The 19,493-nt window shown below is 44.6% G+C and carries 19 protein-coding genes; 9 read left to right on the top strand and 10 right to left on the bottom strand.

The window, feature by feature from the left end; translation table 11 throughout:
- Positions 1-219, bottom strand: coding sequence for a DUF2909 family protein (locus HUB64_RS22765; RefSeq protein ID WP_105250645.1), 219 nt, complete (start codon positions 217-219; stop codon positions 1-3).
- Here HUB64_RS22765 and HUB64_RS22760 point away from each other — a divergent pair.
- The 5 genes from HUB64_RS22760 (at position 218) to HUB64_RS22740 (ending at position 4,195) form a co-directional block, all read left to right on the top strand.
- The gene (locus HUB64_RS22760; RefSeq protein WP_113940331.1) at positions 218-982 is read left to right on the top strand and encodes an SURF1 family protein; all 765 of its coding nucleotides are present in this window, start codon (positions 218-220) and stop codon (positions 980-982) included. The genes HUB64_RS22765 and HUB64_RS22760 overlap by 2 nt on opposite strands.
- 90 nt (positions 983-1,072) lie before the next feature.
- Positions 1,073-1,618, top strand: a complete 546-nt coding sequence (locus tag HUB64_RS22755; protein WP_173497970.1) for a hypothetical protein — start codon at positions 1,073-1,075, stop codon at positions 1,616-1,618.
- The gene (locus HUB64_RS22750; RefSeq protein ID WP_105250647.1) at positions 1,618-2,595 is read left to right on the top strand and encodes a heme A synthase; all 978 of its coding nucleotides are present in this window, start codon (positions 1,618-1,620) and stop codon (positions 2,593-2,595) included. The genes HUB64_RS22755 and HUB64_RS22750 overlap by 1 nt, the downstream gene beginning before the upstream one ends.
- Positions 2,596-2,609: 14 nt before the next feature.
- Positions 2,610-3,515 (top strand): heme o synthase, encoded by a 906-nt coding sequence (gene cyoE, locus HUB64_RS22745; protein ID WP_105250648.1) that lies wholly within the window; start codon positions 2,610-2,612, stop codon positions 3,513-3,515.
- A 47-nt stretch (positions 3,516-3,562) separates the two neighbouring features.
- On the top strand, positions 3,563-4,195 hold the full coding sequence (locus HUB64_RS22740; RefSeq protein ID WP_173497969.1) for an SCO family protein: 633 nt from the start codon (positions 3,563-3,565) through the stop codon (positions 4,193-4,195).
- Here HUB64_RS22740 and HUB64_RS22735 read toward each other — a convergent pair whose 3' ends face one another.
- Positions 4,196-5,242, bottom strand: a complete 1,047-nt coding sequence (locus HUB64_RS22735; protein WP_173497968.1) for a polysaccharide deacetylase family protein — start codon at positions 5,240-5,242, stop codon at positions 4,196-4,198.
- A 22-nt stretch (positions 5,243-5,264) separates the two neighbouring features.
- Between HUB64_RS22735 and HUB64_RS22730 the strand changes: the two genes are divergently transcribed.
- Positions 5,265-6,632, top strand: a complete 1,368-nt coding sequence (locus tag HUB64_RS22730; RefSeq protein WP_173497967.1) for an MATE family efflux transporter — start codon at positions 5,265-5,267, stop codon at positions 6,630-6,632.
- A gap of 80 nt (positions 6,633-6,712) precedes the next feature.
- The gene (locus HUB64_RS22725) at positions 6,713-8,650 is read left to right on the top strand and encodes a S9 family peptidase (protein ID WP_105250652.1); all 1,938 of its coding nucleotides are present in this window, start codon (positions 6,713-6,715) and stop codon (positions 8,648-8,650) included.
- Between the two features lie 84 nt (positions 8,651-8,734).
- On the opposite strand, the gene nfuA is transcribed toward HUB64_RS22725, so the two are convergent.
- The 7 genes from nfuA to HUB64_RS22690 form a co-directional block, all read right to left on the bottom strand.
- Positions 8,735-9,313: a Fe-S biogenesis protein NfuA gene (gene nfuA / locus HUB64_RS22720; protein WP_006079591.1), complete on the bottom strand. Its 579-nt coding sequence runs from the start codon at positions 9,311-9,313 to the stop codon at positions 8,735-8,737.
- Positions 9,314-9,552: 239 nt separating this feature from the next.
- Positions 9,553-11,301: a urocanate reductase gene (gene urdA, locus HUB64_RS22715; RefSeq protein WP_173497966.1), complete on the bottom strand. Its 1,749-nt coding sequence runs from the start codon at positions 11,299-11,301 to the stop codon at positions 9,553-9,555.
- Positions 11,302-11,393: 92 nt separating this feature from the next.
- The gene (locus tag HUB64_RS22710; protein WP_173497965.1) at positions 11,394-12,158 is read right to left on the bottom strand and encodes an outer membrane protein OmpK; all 765 of its coding nucleotides are present in this window, start codon (positions 12,156-12,158) and stop codon (positions 11,394-11,396) included.
- A gap of 174 nt (positions 12,159-12,332) precedes the next feature.
- A complete protein-coding gene (locus HUB64_RS22705) occupies positions 12,333-13,577 on the bottom strand; it encodes a HAMP domain-containing sensor histidine kinase (protein ID WP_173497964.1) in 1,245 nt (414 codons plus the stop codon).
- Complete coding sequence (locus HUB64_RS22700; RefSeq protein WP_173497963.1) at positions 13,564-14,241, bottom strand: response regulator transcription factor; 678 nt, start codon at positions 14,239-14,241, stop codon at positions 13,564-13,566. The genes HUB64_RS22705 and HUB64_RS22700 overlap by 14 nt, the downstream gene beginning before the upstream one ends.
- 2 nt (positions 14,242-14,243) lie before the next feature.
- Entirely contained in the window at positions 14,244-14,990 is a 747-nt protein-coding gene (locus HUB64_RS22695; RefSeq protein ID WP_173248236.1) for a helix-turn-helix transcriptional regulator, read from the bottom strand.
- Between the two features lie 178 nt (positions 14,991-15,168).
- Positions 15,169-15,951, bottom strand: coding sequence for a ComF family protein (locus HUB64_RS22690; protein WP_173497962.1), 783 nt, complete (start codon positions 15,949-15,951; stop codon positions 15,169-15,171).
- A gap of 32 nt (positions 15,952-15,983) precedes the next feature.
- Between HUB64_RS22690 and bioH the strand changes: the two genes are divergently transcribed.
- Both bioH and HUB64_RS22680 read left to right on the top strand, forming a co-directional pair.
- On the top strand, positions 15,984-16,778 hold the full coding sequence (gene bioH / locus HUB64_RS22685) for a pimeloyl-ACP methyl ester esterase BioH (protein WP_173248240.1): 795 nt from the start codon (positions 15,984-15,986) through the stop codon (positions 16,776-16,778).
- Between the two features lie 61 nt (positions 16,779-16,839).
- Positions 16,840-17,397 carry a hypothetical protein gene (locus tag HUB64_RS22680; protein ID WP_173248241.1) on the top strand — a complete coding sequence of 186 codons (558 nt, stop codon included), beginning with the start codon at positions 16,840-16,842 and terminating at the stop codon, positions 17,395-17,397.
- A gap of 99 nt (positions 17,398-17,496) precedes the next feature.
- Here the strand turns inward: HUB64_RS22680 and HUB64_RS22675 are convergent, their stop codons facing one another.
- Entirely contained in the window at positions 17,497-19,461 is a 1,965-nt protein-coding gene (locus HUB64_RS22675) for an LTA synthase family protein (protein ID WP_173497961.1), read from the bottom strand.
- Positions 19,462-19,493 lie beyond the last annotated feature (32 nt).

The following is a 19,493-nucleotide window of genomic DNA, read 5'->3' as shown; positions in this document are numbered from 1 at the left end:
TTAGTAAGGCGTGGGATTGGGGCTAATCAGCCCAGTCCCTAAGGCCACCAGCAATAACAGGATAACGAGCACGGAGAAAATCACTCGCCGACCAAGATAACGGCTCATAGGCACTTTTTCATCACCTTTCACCATAATAAACAAGGCGCGACCTAGATTAAAAATGATGAATAGCAACAGCAGAACTAAGACCAACTTAAAAATGAACAGGCTATTCATACAATATCCTCATGTTCTGCTGAATAAATTAACGGTTTTTCTACTGATATTGACTGTGGCTGTATTAACTATATTGGTCAAGTTGGGTTTATGGCAGTTAGCCCGTGGTGAAGATAAAACGACGCTTTTAGCCCAGATGGAAGCAAGGCAAGCTTTGCTGCCATTAAGTTTTGAGCAGCTCCAACTCAAGGTCGGCAAAGAAGGTGTGACTGGTTATCGACTGCAAGTACGCGCCACTCCCGCAAGCTCACAAATCTGGCTGCTGGATAATCAAATCTATCAAGGTCAAGTGGGATATTTAGCCTTTCAACCTCTGCAAGTAGAAGTTGAAAAACCTTGGTTGCTGGTCGAGTTAGGCTTTGTTGCCGCTGGCTCCCATCGGGATGAGTTGCCTCACATCACTCCCCTAAGCGGGGCATTAAATATCGAAGGCAGACTTTATCAAAAGCAAATCAATCCCTTGAGCCAAGCTTTAATGGCAGAAACAGGGACAAGTATTCGCTTTCAAAATTTAAATATGCCCGAAATGGCTAAGGTATTAGGGCACCCAGTGTTACCTATCGTGTTGCAACCAGAGCAATTACCTTCCCTCACATTGCCCCATCCTTGGCAACCTTTCCCACTGTCAGCACAAAAACATTGGGGCTATGCGTTGCAGTGGTTTTCGATGGCAGCCGTATTTGCAGGGCTAATGCTGTGGCAAGGGATTAAATATGTAAAACGCCATAGCGCCCAAACAGTCGCAAACTCAAGGAGCAAATAGGGAAATTCGTACCATACTTAGCAAGACACCAATAAAACTAAATAAAGATAAAACAATAAATTAGGGATAATTTGAATGAGAGGAGCAAGCATGAACTCCCAAAACAAATCTAAACACAAAGCATTAGGGCTATTACTGCTGGCGTTTATTGCACCCGTAGTGATTGCTAAGCTAGTGCTGAGCCTGAATTTATACCATGGCGGTGCCACCAATCATGGCGAGCTGATCAGTCCCGAAACCAGCTATGCCAGCCTTGGGGTTGAAAATTCTAATCCCAAAGAATGGCAACTACTGTATTTATTACCCACCAAATGCAACGATGCTTGCCGTGAACGCCTGTATATTTTGCGCCAAAGCCACACAGCGCTAGGGCCAGATCAGGCGCGAGTAGAACCGCTCATCCTCACTCATCCCGACAGCGATCTTAACGCCTTAAGCACCTTTAACTTCAATACTCGTCCCGCCAATGCAGGCTTAAGCAAATGGTTAGATGAACAGCAGCTAATCATAGTCGATCCCTTAGGCAGCTTAGTCCTGCGCTATCCTCAAGTGCAGGGCAAAGAAGCGCATTTAGCTCAAGGCAAGGCGCTGATTGCAGATCTGCGTAAGTTGTTAAAACTGTCGAGGGTAGATTGATGCAGTTAACTTGGATCCTACGCTTAACATTAGTCTTTACCCTATTGGTGATTTTAATGGGCGCTTACACCCGCCTATCGGATGCAGGACTCGGCTGCCCCGATTGGCCAGGCTGCTACGGCCATATTAAAGTGCCCACCCAAGACCATGAAATCGCCCATGCGCAAACTATATTCCCAGATCACGATATCAATCCAGAGAAAGCTTGGCTGGAAATGATCCACAGATATATCGCAGGCGGACTTGGCTTACTGGTGTTATTCATCTTAATTTTGTGCTTAAAAACACCGGAAGCACCCAAAAAATTGCCGATCATCATAGTGCTGCTGATCCTTTTTCAAGGAGCGCTAGGCATGTGGACTGTGACCATGAAACTCATGCCAATAATTGTGATGTCGCATCTTATTGGTGGCTTTAGCCTAATCTCACTGCTGTTACTCCTTTACCTGCGAACCCGACCTCGGCGTATATTTAATAGCGAAACCCATGCTCGACATCTCGCACCGTTAGCGTTGGTGAGCCTATTCGTCCTTGTGGGTCAGATTATGCTGGGGGCTTGGACATCATCGAATTATGCGGCGCTCGCCTGCACCTCTTTACCCATCTGTGAGGGAAATTGGGTAGATAACTTAGCAATAGCCGAGGCATTTTCACCGTTTCAAGGCCAACACCCTAGCTTCGAATTTGGGGTGCTCGATTACCCTGCACGAATGACTATCCACGTAGCCCACAGAATTGGCGCTATCGTCACTGCCAGCTTGTTACTCGTGCTCGCCTACCGATTATTTGTGGGCGCTACGGGACTTAAGGCTTTAAGCCTTTTATTAGTGGGGCTAGTCATACTACAAGTGAGCTTAGGTATTTCTAACGTAGTGATGCATTTGCCACTCGGTATTGCCGTGTCTCACAACGGTGGTGCGGCACTACTGCTACTGACCTTAGTCACAATCAACTATTTTTTATGGCGCAAAGCATAAGCGAGGGATCCAAGATGGCAAAACCACTCTCAATCACCAGTAGCCTGCCCACTTTCAGCGTAACATGGCGCGCCTATTTTGAAATGACCAAGCCTAAAGTGGTCGCACTCATGCTGCTCACTGTCCTCGTCGGCATGTGTCTGGCTGTGCCCCATGCGGTGCCCGTTCAGCCTTTGCTCGCGGGTATGCTTGGAATTGCTATGATGGCGGGTTCGGCGGCGGCGCTCAATCATCTGATCGATCGCCGTATTGATGGTTTAATGGCGCGCACCTACAATCGCCCATTGCCTAAGGGACGCATTTCGGCCACCCGCGCGTTAATTTTCGCCGCTAGCTTAGGTAGTTTTGGCTTTATCGTCCTATATTCCTTAGTCAATCCACTCACAGCTTGGCTGACCTTTGCCAGCCTGATTGGCTATGCCTTGGTTTATACTGCCTATTTGAAACGCGCAACATCACAAAATATTGTGATCGGTGGCCTTGCGGGAGCTATGCCACCCTTGCTGGGATGGACGGCAGTGACGAACGAATTTCACGGCCATGCGTTATTGCTAGTGATCATCATTTTTACGTGGACGCCGCCACATTTTTGGGCACTGGCCATTCACAGACGCGCCGAATATGCCAAAGTAGATATTCCCATGCTGCCAGTCACCCACGGTGTCGAATTTACTAAAACCTGCATCTTGCTCTACACAGTATTGCTGGCGATTGCTTGCCTATTACCTGTACTGGTTGGTATGTGTGGGCCTGTGTATTTCGTCAGCTCGAGTTTACTCAGTACGGGATTTATCTATAAAGCATGGCAACTTAAATATCGGGATCATGATGGCTTAGCGATGCAAGTGTTCCGCTTCTCTATCTACCATTTAATGTTGTTATTTATGGCATTACTGCTAGACCACTATTTGTGGAACTAGTGTATGGAACGAGTTTGTAGCGCTAACCTGTATTTATGGAGCGAATAATGCAGAAAAGAATTTTAGTCATCGCCATTTTGTTGTTCGGTCTTGGCGGCCTATTTGCGGTGAAATTTAATCCCCCAAAACCTATCGAGTTAGAGAGCGGTTTTCTGTTTCCACAGGCCTATGAATTAGCGCCCTTTGAATTGGTCGATCAACACAAGCAAGCTTTTACCAATGCCAGTTTGCAGGGAAAATGGAGCTTATTCTTTATCGGTTTTACCTTTTGCCCCGACATTTGCCCTACGACCTTAAATAAACTCGCGGCGGCTTATCCCGATCTAAACAAGATCGCGCCATTGCAGGTGGTGTTTCTATCCGTCGACCCCAAACGAGATACACAGGATAAACTCTTAACCTATGTAAATTTTTTCAATCCAGAGTTTAAAGCTGTAACGGGTGAACAAACGCAGATATTTCCCCTCACCCGCAGCTTAGGACTAACTTATGCCATGGTGGGTGAAGGAGAAAATTACCAAGTCGACCATAGTGCAGGTTATGTGTTGGTATCGCCGCAGGGAACGCGAGTTGCGGTATTTAAACCTACGGCAGCGTTAGGCAAACCGCCGCAGGTATTAAATGATAAATTAATTAGCGATTTTGAAAAAATAGTGGCGCAATACAAACCTAGCCGTTGATCACTCTTTAATCCAAGAGCCATCGTCCTTTGGTCTTACCCAAGGCTGAGAAAACCAATAGTAGCCATTACGCGCCTTACTCGGCGCTGTGCAGTTATAACGCGAGCGCCCCGCAGGCAAGGCTAAATCCGCTTGAACACTAAACTCGTTTTCATTGAGCCAAGTCGGCTGTTTTGAGCCTTGACCTTGGATGTAACACATCACTTGCTTAGCAGAGATATCACTCATATCGAGGGTCACTTTAAGCTCTGGACGCCAATGACCACCCTTTAACTCAGGATCACTTGGGGTTTGTGCAATCACAGGCATATTTAAGCTGTATAACTTTGCCTTAAGGCTTTTTAGGTCAGCATATTGTCCAGCAACGGGGAAACGCGGCAGTGCCGTGAATGGCGAATAGGGCCCCGCGGCACCGGACTGTTGCCCAAAAGCGACAAAGCCGTTCTCAGTTAACATATCCTGCAACGCTTGATTGTACTCACCGTAGGGATACGCCAGCATTTTAAAATTGTGCCCTGTGGCATCTGCAATCGCTTTTTCTGTATCTAAGATATTGGCTTTTATCCGCGCTAACCACTGCGCCTGTGATTCATTTTCTAAGGCGCGGATCAAATGTTCGTGCGCCCAACTGTGGTTAGCAATATCGGCGCCTTCCTTGGATAGTGTGATGAGTTCATCCCAAGTCATCATCTCGGTAAACTTTTGTTTAATCGGCTCAATTGCCACAAACAAGGTGTAGGGGAATCCAAATTCCTTTAGGATAGGATGCGCCGTAGTCGCTATACTGCGATAACCATCATCGAAGGTAATTGCGATTGTTTTAGCGGGTAAATCTTGTTTTTGCTTGATCGCTTCAACCACTTTAGAAAGCGGGATCACCTTAAAGCCGTCATCGACGAGAAACTGCATTTGCTCACGAAATTGCGCGGGCGTAACGCTGGTTGCCGCCGGAGTGGTTTCTGACACATGGTGATATTGCAGAATGACCACGGCATGGGCAGAAAACGTCATTAGCCCTATGAGTGCCAACAGCACACGTTTAACCATAATGTGAACACCTCTGAAATTAATGAATACTGCTAAATCAACTTGGCTCGACCTCATGCTCAACGGCGCGAAAAATCGCCAGTTACTGGCGCTCGCCCTGCCGATGATACTCTCCAATATCACTATCCCGCTGTTGGGCTTAGTCGATACGGCTGTTATAGGTCATCTGAGTGAGGCCTATTATTTAGGGGGAGTCGCTGTCGGGTCAACGATTATCACATTAATCATTTGGTTATTGGGATTTTTGCGTATGGCGACGACAGGTTTAGTCGCGCAAGCCTTTGGTGCTGACGATCTTCACGCCCAGCACAAGCTCTTAGTCCAAGGCGCTATGCTAGCGATATTATTGGGCGCAGGCGTTATCGCACTGCAAGTCCCGATATTGAATTTAGCGTTAGGATTATCCGAAGCGAGTAGCGAGGTCGAACGTTATTGCCGCGAGTATTTTCAGGTACGGATTTGGTCAACGCCCTTCGCCCTGCTCAATTTAGTGATGTTAGGTTGGCTCTTAGGGCGACAACAACCTAAAGCCGCCATGTGGCAGCTGATTTTAGCCAACCTTGCCAATATTATTCTCGATGTGGTGTTTGTCCTCGGCTTGGGCTGGGGAGTTAAAGGCGCTGCCCTCGCCTCAGTCTTTGCCGATATCACCGCTTTCTCAGTCGCACTCACTATGGTGTTACAACAACTCAAGCGCGCACCCGAGTTTCACTTATCTCAGCTATTTCCCCATGTCACCTTAACGGGTTATGGCAAATTACTGAGGCTCAACACAGATATTTTTGTCCGTAGCCTCTGCTTGCAGGCAGCTTTTGCCTTTATGACATTCCATGGTGCAGGTCTAGGTGATAATACCGTTGCGGCCAATGCCGTGTTATTGAATTTACTGCTATTAATCTCCTACGCTCTAGATGGTATAGCCTATTATGCCGAGGCAGAAGTCGGCCGTGCCTATGGGCAAAAACAGGCAGAACAATTAAGGGAAGCTGTAATATTAGCTTGGTGCTGGTCGGCCATAACAGCGCTAGGATTCTGCGCTGTATTTAGTCTTTTTGGCAGTAATATTATCGCGTTATTGACCAGCATTAATGAGGTCAGAGCCACTGCGCAAACCTATCTTATCTGGCTAATATTCTTGCCTTTATGGTCCTTTAGCTCGTATTTATTCGATGGTGTTTACATAGGTGCCGCTAAAGGAAAAGTGATGCGCAATAGCATGATACTCGCCACCTTTGGCGCGTTTTTCCCAACATGGTATTTACTGCAGCAGCTATTACTGCCAGAGCAAGGCAACCATGCCCTCTGGGCCGCGATGAGTGTCTTTATGATCGTCAGAAGCCTAACGCTCGCAGGGCATTATTATTTCAGTCAGGCCTTTTTACATAAATAAATCCGTAAAGACAGTGGTTTACTAATCTCAAAATCATTATTATGTTGATTTTACAATTGTAACAAAGATGTGAATCAATAATGAAAAGGATTTTACCGCTGCTATTGCTGTGGCTATGTAACTATACGGTTGCCAACACTGCGCCACAATTACCCGTTGAAGCCTTTGCAAGCATCCCAGATGTTAGCTCTGTGCAGCTCTCGCCTAATGGCAAAAAAATCGCTTCTGTTGTACGGGTCGATCAAGCCAAACTCAAAGGTACTGTCGTTAGTATCCAAGATATAGAAACAGGCGAAAAAAGCATTCCGCTGCACACGGATAACCAAAAATTTGTCATCCTGTCTCTGCAGTGGGCAAACGATAATATCTTACTGATCAGTGCTAAGTTTCCGGCTAACCGTTACGGTACACCTACAACCGAAACCCGCCTTGTTAAGTATGATTTGACCACGAAAAAGACCTCGAGTGTCCTTCCGCGCAGCGTCTTAGACCGTCTTAATTGGATCCCGCAACATCAGGGGCAAATTATCGATCTTATGCCAGATGATCCCGATAATATTTTACTGTCATTAGACGGAATGGGAGAAAACGTAGGCGAAGACAGCGTTCTGAAAGTCAATTTAGCGCAGGGGAAATCCAGTTACACCCAAAATGCTAAAAAGAAGATTATAAGTTGGATTACCGACAGGCAGCACAAAGTCCGAATTTCTATCTACAACGATGATACTGAGTACCGCATTTATGAACAGGCCGAGCAAAAGAGTGATTCACGCTTGCTTTGGACCTTTAAAGCCTTCTCTGAGGACACGGTTTGGCCATTAGGTTTTGATGCAGACCCTAATATCCTCTACGTTCGCGCCTATCACCAAGGTTTCGAAGCCATTTTTAAAGTGAACCTGACCGACCCTAATCTTACAAAAGAGTTAGTTTACGCCAATGAAGCAACTGACGTCGAAGGGGATTTACTCTACTCGCAATTAAAGAAAAAAGTCATTGGTATCAGTGAAGGCGACGGCGAGGAATACACCTTCTGGGAAACAGAATATGTCGGACTACAAAATGGTCTTAAGGCTGTATTACCCGATGCTCACAACTATATTACTCAATTCAGTGCAAATGAACGCCGCTACATAGTGTATTCCACCAGCTCAACCGAGCCTGGCACTTATTACTTCGGCGATAGGGACGAAAAAACGCTTTATCCCATCGCTAACCGATACGGCAAGCTCAATAGTGAGCTACTCGCCAACACCCAACATCTAACTTACGAAGCAAGGGATAAGCTCAAAATCGATGCTTACCTAACAGTACCAAAGGGACTCGAAGCTAAACAGCTACCGACGATTATTTTCCCCCATGGCGGCCCGATCAGTTATGACAGTAACGACTTCGACTACTGGGCACAGTTTTTCGCTAATCGGGGTTATGCGGTATTTCGAATGAATTTCAGGGGGTCGGCAGGTTACGGCTATGAGTTTATGAAGGCTGGCCTAAAAAGCTGGGGTCTCGAAATGCAAAACGATGTTGAAGACGGGACTCGTTACCTAATAGCTCAAGGGATTAGCGATCCTAAACGCATTTGTATTGCCGGTGCGAGTTATGGTGGTTACGCGGCCTTAATGGGGGCTGCTATGACTCCCGATCTTTACCGTTGCGCCATCAGTGTGGCTGGTGTGACCGATGTGGCCTACCTAGTAAAATCAAGCCGCAGACATACCAACTATGAAGTGGTTAAAGAGCAAATAGGAGATGATCTCGATGCCCTCTATGAGCGCTCACCTATCAGTAAAGCAGATAAAATTAACATCCCAGTATTACTGCTACATGGCGATAAGGACAGAGTCGTTAAGGTTCAACATAGCCGAGAAATGTATGACGAGCTCAAATCACTGAATAAACCAGTGGAGTATATTGAGTTGGAAAATGGTGATCATTACCTGAGCAATAACGACAACAGACTCGCGACGTTTAAAGCCTTAGATAAGTTCTTAGCTGATAATCTCAACCCTAAGTTATAACTTAACAACTGCACTTAAAGCGAAAGCCAAATATGAAAAACGCGACTCTGAGGTCGCGTTTTTCATTCAGCTCAACAAACAAGATTAAGCGTAAGAATGTTCACCGTGTTGGTGATCTGTCACGTCACGTACGCCAGTCAACTCACCTGGGAACATGTCTAACAATTGTTTTTCGATACCATCCTTTAGGGTGATATCAACTTGAGAACAACCGTTACAACCACCGCCGAACTGCAGTACGGCTACACCTTCTTTGGTGATTTCAACCAGCATGATATTACCACCATGGCCGGCTAACTGAGGGTTGATTTCAGATTGGATCACGTATTCGATACGCTCGACTAAAGGTGCATCACCAGACACTTTACGCATTTTTGCGTTAGGTGCTTTGAGCGTGAGTTGTGAACCTAATTGGTCAGTCACAAAATCGATAGTGGCATCTTCAAGGAAAGGTGCACTCTTCTCATCGACCATAGCATTGAAGCCAGTGAACTCGATTTCAATATCATCACTTTCTACTGCATCCGGTGGACAATAAGACACACCACACTCGGCTTGCGAGGTTCCTGGACTGATCACAAATACGCGAATATGAGTGCCTTCAGGTTGATCTGCTAACAACTTAACAAAATGGGCTTGAGCCGCATCGGAAATGGTAATCATGAAAACCTGCTCCGTCAGGGGATACCTGAGTGTTTTAGTAAGAATTAGCCGTATGATACTCCGACTCACCTTCGCTTTGTAGTCCTTTGGATAGCAAGTTTATGGATTTTTGCCATAGCGATCACGATTTATTCATCATAAACAAGCTTTAAACGAATGTGTTGTACGAGAGTGAACTGTATCATTTACAAACAAAAGCGACCCAATTGGGTCGCTTTAAGCTAAACATAAAATACAAACTATTTAGCCGCTTCTTGTCCCGCGATACGACCAAAGACAATGATATCAGTGTAAGCATTACCACCGAGTCGATTGGTTCCATGGGTTAAACCAGTCACTTCACCCGCAGCAAACAAGCCCGGAATCACCTTTCCTTGTTCATCAAGTACACGAGTACGTGTATCAACCGCAAGGCCACCCATTGTATGGTGCACAGAAGGTGTCGCTTTTAAAATCCAATAAGGTCCTTTACTTAAATCAACCAATCCTGAGCGATGATTAAAGGCTTCATCCTTTCCTGTTGCGGCATAACGATTCACGTCTTTAATCGTTGATAACAACTTATCTTCAGGAATATTAAAGACTTTAGCGGCTTCTTCTAGGGTGTCGACCTTATACATTAGCCCGTCTTTTGTGAATTCCTTCAGTTCACCTTGATGCATTTCAACAGTATGGGCAACATCTTCAATAGCTTGGTTCCAGAGCACATAAGTATAACGGCCTGGTTGGGCTAGAATGGCCTGTGAAATCACATCTCGGCGTTCCAATTCTTCAACAAAGCGCTCACCCTTCTGATTGATTAACACCGCACCAAAGAAGCGAGAGTCTGCAATCAAGGCAATCGCACCCGAGGTTGGGCTACAAATAGGATATGACTGGATATATCCCATATTTTTAGCTGCTGCATGTATTTTTTCTGCCATCACAATACCGTCACCAGTACCACCTGAATGACCAGTGCTGCCATAACGTTCATCTAACTCTGGGTTATATTTTTTACGCATTTCCATGTTAGACGAGAAGCCACCCGTGGCAATCACAACACCGCGTTTTGCATAGTAGGTTACCGTTTTGCCATTATGAGTCGCTTCTACACCCACAATTCGGCCCGTTTGATCTTGAATTAACTTTTCAGCCTTAGTGTTGGTATGAATTGGTAAGCCCACTTCTTCAGCTTTAATAGAAAACTTGCTGATCACCTCTGCTCCGGTATGACCTTTAGGGATTAGCGCTCGTTTCACGCTGTGTCCACCAAACTGAAATAATTGATCTGGGTAAAATTCTACTTTGACGTAATCCCTTAACCACTCAGCTGCATCAACCGCATTATCGACCATGGTCTTAACCATTTCAGGGTCACCTTTGAAATCGCCGCCTTTTAGCGTGTCGCTAATAAACAGGTCTTTGCTATCGGTAACACCCATATTTTTTTGTACCCAACTACCAGCAACATTCATCTCAGCACCCGAGATCAATGAGTTACCACCAATAATTGGCATTTTTTCAATAATAACGGCGGAGCGGCCTGCGGCCATAGCCTCTAAACCAGCACTGAAACCTGCACCACCCGAGCCAATAATCACCACATCATAGGTATATTCTGCTGGTGTTAATGCTTCATTTTTTTTAGCTGAAGCGACAGCAACTAACGTAACACCTGCGGCTTCAATACTTTTACCCACGGCTTCTTTAAGCGCTTTAGACGTTACGGTTGCGCCTGCAATACCGTCAACCTCGATAGAGTTATTATCAATAATCGCCTGTTTAACATCTTTAAATACGGCACCAGCAAGGACCTTATTTTCCTTTTGCTTTAGTACATCAATCGCCACAATGTGTCCGTCTTTGAATGTGGTTTCGACCTGCACTTCGCCATGCTTGCCTTGAGCGGTTCCCTGGCTTTTTACTATTTGATGGGTAACTTGACAGCCGACAATAATTGCTGTTGCCGTTGCAGCAATACCAATAATGGATTTTTTATAATGCATTACAATTCCCTTATTATTTTTAATGAAAACTAGAACAGCATCAAATTAAATGAGATTCTACTTATCAAAAATTCAACCTATTTGATAAACCGTTAAAACTGATAACCAACAGATATACCGTATTCAATCCCGCCATTATATTGCGAGCCCCAGCTATCATAATGGGTGATATATAACTTTGAAAATATTGAATCTGTGAGGTTTGTTTGTAACGTTGTAATTATCTGATGGCCATAGCTGTCATATGAAAATAATGATTGATGCGCTTCATCTCTATCAATTTGTGCTTCATAATTCAAACTTAAACTATGTTTTAACCCTAGCAACTCAAATGGGTACTTTGCATTTAAAACCACGGCATAACCTGACAGATCATTAAACTTCTCTGATGTGGGGGAAAAGCTACCAATGGTATAATTTAAACCGACACCATAGTTTAGTGATAAATTTTGAATTTTTGCATTATGGGTAATACCTAAGTAAAGATTATCTTCAACTAGCGTTTCACTCGCAGAGATAAAGTTCTGAGTCCAGAAGTTGAACTGCGACTCTCCCAGCTTATTTTCAAGTATTAATAATGACTTAATGGTAGTTTTACCATCAAGGCTCTTCTGATTCTCCGCGATTTCAGCAGGGTTTTCGAGCTTAAGATTAGCAAAGTAAGTACCCCAATCAGCAATTCCTAAATGATTCAACTTTACAAAAGGTTGATTAAAAACACCTGGGTTATCATTTTTTGCGTCACTGGTATAAAACTTATAACCTAAATCCACGCTCGTTTTATTCACATCAGCATATACTGAACCACTGAAAATAATTGCACTGACTAAAATAGATGCCACACTTTTTTTACACATAGAGTCCCCCTCAACCATGTATTCTAGGAAGTATTTTAAAATACTTATCTACCAGTAAACTTTATATAATAAAGTTACTACGAATAGCATGATGACTATGTGATCTAAGCCCAACGGCGCTTTTGCATTTTAAAAGTGTGTGGTTTAATGCAGTAAATCTATAGTTCTCATTCTTTAGTTATTAGATATTACCAGCCTAGCAGTAAATAAATTATTTGCAGATGAGCTATTAAAAGTCCAACCCAGTTGATTCGCGAGACGTTTCACCAGTAAAAGCCCTAAACCAAATCCATGGCGGCCCTTACTATTGTAGGAATTGGTTATTGCTATACAACAAGCATCTTGAGTAATGCTAATATCCATCCCACCATGCTCAATACTATTCCTTAATAAATTGCTTAAGATTATTTTTAGCGGATGAAGCTGGACGGGCAAGCAAGTATCGTCACACAATAATTGAATTTTTTGCTCATAACCATGTACCCGTTGCTGCTCCTCGATAATACTGGCAAGTAAAGGCGATAATGCTACGTTTTCCTTTTCTAGGTTTGAACACTCTTTATTAGTTAACCATAGTAGGGTTTCAATGAGTGACTTCATTTGATTGGTCGCTTGGGAAGCATACAGAGTTGCCCCCGTAAGCTCACCTTGTTGTAATGCGAGGATTTCAAATGAAGATTGGCATATGGCGACTGGCGTACGTAACTCATGACTAGCAAAACGTAAAAAATTGAGTTCTCGCTGCTGAGCCTCCTGAAGTTGTAAAATCGAGTTATCTAAAGCATCAACAATTGCCTTTAATTCAGCATATTCTTGTTCTGGTAAACTCAGTTTTCCTCCTCCTTCCCAATCATGTTGTTTAATCGCATGACTAATTTGATGAACAGGCGTAATCACTTTACTTTGCATATAAAACGCTAAGCTTGCACTGGCACAAAAGGTTATCAAGACAAGCAGCAAGATCGCCGTCATATTTTTAGGGGCAAATTGCAAATCATGGGTAACACTAAACTGCAGCCAAACGTATAGCGGCTGGCCAGTTTGGGTGTAGTACACACTTAACGCGTTAACAATGGGACCTTCTGCATGCTCATAGTGAATTGTGCTCGCATCAGTTAAGACTTCATTGTTACTTAACTCACGAATTTGCAGCGGAATATCTCGCCAATGAGGATAGACAGTTAAGTTATCGGTTTTTAGAAGTGGTTGATGAAGTAATGATTGCTGAGTTGGCTCCGCCATCTTCAGTAATGCTTCGGCCGCTTGCCCTGCATTGTGCATTGTGACCTCATGCATAGAAATCATACCTGCACACATCATGCAAAGCGGGATAAAACTATTCACGCCTAAGGTTATTAATAGAAAAATAACTCCCCACACTTGATAGCTACGCTTGAGGCTAAGTTTAGGCGCTTGCATTGATATCATCTCTAAGGCTTAAACCAACGCCACGAATCGTATGTAATATTTGCCGTTCAAAGGGGCGATCGATCACTCGGCGCAAAAGATGAATATGGCTGCGCAAGCTATCACTATCAGGTGCGCTGTCGGGCCAAAGCATTCGCTCAATCTCTTCTCTACTCACCGTTTCTGGACTACGCCTAGCTAATAAAGCCAGGATCTGCCATCCGGTTTTAGACAAAGCCAGCAGTTGCCCTTGCCGATACACCATGTGGTTTGCAAAATCGATTTCTAGGTCGCCAATAGTCAACCTTTGGGGCGCGGGACGACGCTGAGCAACCACCTTCAATCGCGCGACCAGTTCCTCCATTGCAAATGGTTTTACTAAATAATCGTCCGCGCCCACAGCAAAACCACTCAAGCGATCATTCAGACTACTACGTGCAGTTAACATGATTACTGGTGAGGTAATGCACTGTGCTTTCCAGCGTTCACACGCTTCAATCCCATCACCATCCGGCAAATTTAGATCGAGAATAATAGCGTCGAACTGCTGCTGACTAATGAGCATATCCGCTTGTGCCAGATTGAAAGCGTAATCACACTCTATACTACTCAATTCAAGATATTGAATGATGTTGTTAGAAAGAAGTCGATTATCTTCAACCAGTAATATCAACATATTTAGATCAACTCATATTGATGGGCTAAATGGATTAAATTTGCTCTATTTGTAGCACCAAATTTCTTACGCATGGATTCCATATGATATTCAACTCCTCTGACACTTATCGGGAGCTGAGTTGAAATTTCGTCGTTTTGAAGACCGTTTGCGACCATAAGTAGGATATCTCTCGCATTATCTTTAAGCAGAGAGCTTTGTAGAAATGGATTGAACAATTGTTTATTACATTCAAAAAGCTTGTTTTGAGCTTCCTTTAAAGTGTCTGCCAATCCCTCTAACACCACCTCCGAAGCACTAAGATGGCTAAGTAGTATAAACCGGCCTGTCCAATGACGATTAGAGTGGCATGAGATGGGCCAGCTCAAAACACTTTGAATATTATGCTTACTAAACAATAGGCTGGTCTTATCATTTTTTTCACTCGTGAATCTATACATATAAGATTTTGAAGTATCCAATGAAAAACCAAAATTGAAATCATGGGAGGCTATCTGATTTAAATAAAAACGCTGTAATTCAGCCATAACAGGGGAAGAAGCTATGCTGGCGATAGGTTTTCTTAGTGCCGTAGGAGAGAACAGATTGGTATCTTTTGGAAAGTGATAATTTTCATACGCACAATGTGGAACTCCTTGAAACCAGAAGCCACAAAAACCATGTAGCTTTAAAGAGTAGTTTATCGCCTGAATAACGTCCTTCAGCGTTGATGCCGTATCTGCATTTGATCGCGCCAGTTTAGCGTCCATAAATACCCTCCAAACGAAATAATATAGGAAGGTATCTCAATACAAAAAATAAACAAAACCCATTGATACAGATACTTACATCTTGTCGCAAAATTAAAACTTATTCATTTTTACTCAGTATTTTTGACATAATTTTGACATACACAAAGATATAATGGAGCAATGCTTTTAACCGTTTTTAAATATCATCCAACAAGCCTGGCGCTTCAGCCCTTGCCAAACACCATACTTGAACATGCACATAACGCGCTTCGAATAAGCGAGCAATTTCAGAGACTGTAGTGCCAGTGGTGACCACATCATCCACCAATGCAACACGTTGGAACGCAAAATCATCCGCTAACATAAAGGCATCATGTAAGTTGCGTCGTCGCTGTGCCCCCGAAAGCCCCGCCTGCGGTCGAGTGTCTTGCTGGCGCGTTAACCCTTCGCTCACTAACGGCAGTTGCAAGAGCTGTGATAACTCATGGGCAATTAACCACGCCTGATTAAATCCCCGTTGGTGTAAGCGTTTTGGATGCAATGGAACTGGCACTATCGCTTGAGGCAGCGAGATTAATCCTTGCTGTTCTAATACCTTAAGTCGTGCCACTAAGGCGCGACACAGCACTGGCAAAGCGGCAAGTTGACCTTGATATTTAATCGCACCAACCCAAGCCCCCAAACCTTGATGATAACTACAAGGTGCAATGACTTTACGTGGCTGGCGCTTTTGGCATTCACCGCAATAATCGACTTCTATTTGCATCGACTTACCGCAACCTAAGCAAATAGACCCATGATATAAGCCAGATTGAAGACAAACGGCACAAATGCCAGTCTCGGGAAGTGATATGGATTGGTGGCACAGCAGGCAACGGTTAGGTAAACTGCCCGCCAACCACCTTGTGCCGAGTTGATAGCCTAAACGCATTATCCGCAAAGCAGATTGCGGCCAAATCCTTTTGACAAAGTGCGGCATACATTCACCTAATCCATTTTTGAGGCACTCAAGTGAGCAAAGTGACATCCACAAACCAAGCAAATTTGCATATTGAAATCAGCGGCCAAGGGCCAGATCTGGTGATGCTTCACGGTTGGGGAGTGAATAGCGCTGTGTTTACGCCATTACATGAGTCACTGTCTCAGTATAGGGTGCACTATGTAGACTTGCCGGGCTTCGGCCATAGCCAAATGGTTGAAGGTGGCCTATCAACCTGGGTAGATACCTTAGTCGCTGCATTGCCTGAACACGCTATTTGGGCCGGCTGGTCACTCGGTGGGCTCGTTGCGACTCAGGCAGCGTTAAGTTATCCACAAAAAATCAAAGGCTTGATTACTATTGCCTCATCCCCTTGCTTTATGGCAAGGGAAGACGAAGCATGGCCGGGCATTCCGCCCCAAGTCCTTAATCAATTTAGAGAACAACTCGGCCAAAATTTACCTAAAACTATAGAGAGATTTCTGGCGATTCAAGCCATGGGTAGCGAAACCGCCAAGGAAGACATCAAACAACTGCGCGATCTTGTCCTCGCACGTCCTTTACCCAATACCAGAGCCTTAACTCAAGGCCTAAATATGCTAACCGACGTCGACTTAAGGCAACAACTGATAGAGTTGCAACAACCTTGGCTAAGGATCTGGGGCCGACTCGACGGGCTAGTGCCCAAACGCGTACCACCTAAAATGCCCATCACAGCTCAAAGTGAGGATGTGATGCTCGCCAAAGCCTCTCACGCGCCCTTTATTTCCCATCAGCAGGAGTTTTTGCAAGTATTTATGCCTTGGTTAACGTTACAGACACGTTAACGCTTTATCTTTGAGCGATTAATGACTAGTATTTAACCATTAATGTGCCAAGGAATTTCCCATGTTAGTTGTCAGTAACTACCCCCAAGTCCCGCTAGCGACCAGTAATGTCGCGACGGACTCGGCTCGGGTCGACAACCAACTGAAACCTGTGGTCATCCCACCACAAGCGGCAACTAAAGGTCACGAAGAACGCGCCTTTAATCCACAGAATGAACGCACTGCGGATCAAGCTCAACAACAGGCGAAAACGCTCGAGCATAATCAGCAACAAGTTCAAGAAAAACAGCAGCAACAGCAATCCTCACAGCAACAGAACCAACAACAGCAAGAGAAAAAAGCGCCCCTTGTAGTGGCCGAGCGTGTTTTACCTAAAACGCTAAAAATTGCAGCAAGAGGCCAAGCGGCACTGCAACGTAAGGATATACGCTTAAAGGTCAGTCAAGGTGCGGCAAATTATGCCAGCAGTAACGCCAAAGCGAATACCAGCAGTACGGCAAGGCAATCGCTTCAAGGCGAATCGAGTCAATTTTATCAACAACTTGGGCAACGCATTAGTCAGTTCTATCAACAACAGACTCAGCCAGAGCAAGAATCTATTATGTCGACGTGGATTTAACCTATTCCAATCGTATGAATCCGTTTGCGCACAAAATTAACCTGAATGATAAACAAAAATGCCGCTAAAAATAGCGGCATTTTCCATTCTGTTTAACGCTTATTTAGGCAAACGATACAGCTCTTGCTGGTAGGCCAAACTGCCCCACAATGCCCAACTTAAGGCTTTCTTCTCTAGCGCGGCAGCAGCGGGTGGATAAGGCGTTAACTGCTCGTTTTTTTCATTATATTCGAAACCCTGTGCCTCTTTCTCTGGTTGCAGAATGACCACATCTTTACCTTCCATCAGGGCAAAGTTTTTATCGTATTGCATCAGAGCACGCCCTGGCCAATCATCGCTGACCTGAGTTAAGTCACGGCCCAGCATAGGGTAAGAGTCTGAAATACCAATCAAGGATAACAAAGTCGGCGGTAAATCAATCTGGCTCACAATACGATGATCGCGTTTTGGCGCAACATTATCCCCAAGAATTAATCCCGGAATACGAAAACGCGATACTGGCACCAGATCCGCACCACCCACTCGACTGTCATGGTCGGCAACCACGATAAAAATCGTATCTTTCCAATAGTCTGCGTTTTTCGCCAATTTGAAAAACTCACCAACCGCATAGTCGGCATATTTCGCCGCATTATTACGGGTTTGCTTAGGTTGTTCGTAAAGCTCGATACGATCATCTGGGAATTCAAATGGATCATGGTTGCTCGAACTAAACACTAAACTAAAGAAAGGCTTACCTTCACTATGCAGACGCTCAAACTCACTGTTGGCCTTGCGCATTAAATCTTCGTCTGACGCGCCCCACGAGCCCACAAAGGCTGGAGATTTGTAATCTTTCTGATCTATGATGTCACTAAAGCCGTTGCCCAAGAAGAAGCTACGCATATTGTCGAAATGGCTCTCACCACCATAAATAAACTGCGTTGTATAACCATGATTTTTAAGTAATTCAGCAATACTGAAAAAGCCAACTTGACTCTTACCTAGCTTCACCACAGCGCGAGCTGGCGTTGGCGTAAAACCTGTTGTCACGGCTTCGATTCCGCGTACAGATCGTGTACCAGTAGCGTACAAATTATCGAAATACCAACCTTCTTTAGACAAGGCATCGATATTCGGTGTCAGGGGTAACCCACCTAAACTGCCGACAAAACGTGCGCCTAAGCTCTCTTGCAATAGGATCACTAAGTTCTTTGGCTTACCAGTATAACTGGCTTGGTTAAAGCTCAGTGATGGGATATCCGTTGAAGTAAAGGCACTTTCAGGGCGACCACTTTCCTGCCTAATCGTTGCAATAACCTCCGCGTTATCTAGCTTGCCATACACTTTAGAAGCATCTTCTTCACTATCCATCTGCTTGATGGCAAACACCAAGGAATAAGCAGAATTAATAACTAAAGAGTTCACTAATGGATCGTCAGCAAAGGCCACCAGAGCGGGGTTAAGCGGACGATGACCCAAGGTTGAACGGGCACCTAATATCGTAATTGCGATAACGATTAACGCTAATACTGGACGCCAATACCAACGTGGAAAGCGCAGGTTTCTCGTCAGTTTACCGCTGAGAACCCAACCGCCCCAGAGTGTACCTATGGTTAATAATATTGAGAAAATAAGCTCAAGCTTACGACCCGCCCACAGCATAGAAAGCACTTCTTTCGGGTAGATCAGATATTCCACATACAAACGATTCGGACGAAAACCGTATTCTTCAATAAAGGCGGGGGTCGATGCTTCTAAAAACAGCATTATCCACAGACCGACAGTTAACCACACCCGCAAAATCGGCTGCCACAGACGGCCAATAAAATGATCACCTGAAAATAATGCAGTCCCTAAGGCAGCAATACCCCATAACCAGCACAGGGTAGCGATATCGACGCGTAAACCTTGGATTAAGAGATGCGACCAACCATCAACAGCGGCCACGCGATCGGCTTGCCACAGCCCTAAAGCGATACGGCTCGCGGTGGCAATGAAAAGCACTAATAACGAAAAGATAAAGATGGCGCGAAAAGGCCCATGGGCATTGTTTCGCCCGCGAGGTGATAAACCAGATTGCATGTGTTACCCCAAAACGTGTAAAAAGAGCCACT

The organism is Shewanella sp. ISTPL2 (genome assembly GCF_013283205.1).
Lineage (GTDB): Bacteria > Pseudomonadota > Gammaproteobacteria > Enterobacterales > Shewanellaceae > Shewanella > Shewanella oncorhynchi.
The sequence above is the reverse complement of the archived record's forward strand: the minus strand, read 5'-3'. Positions and strand labels throughout refer to the sequence as shown.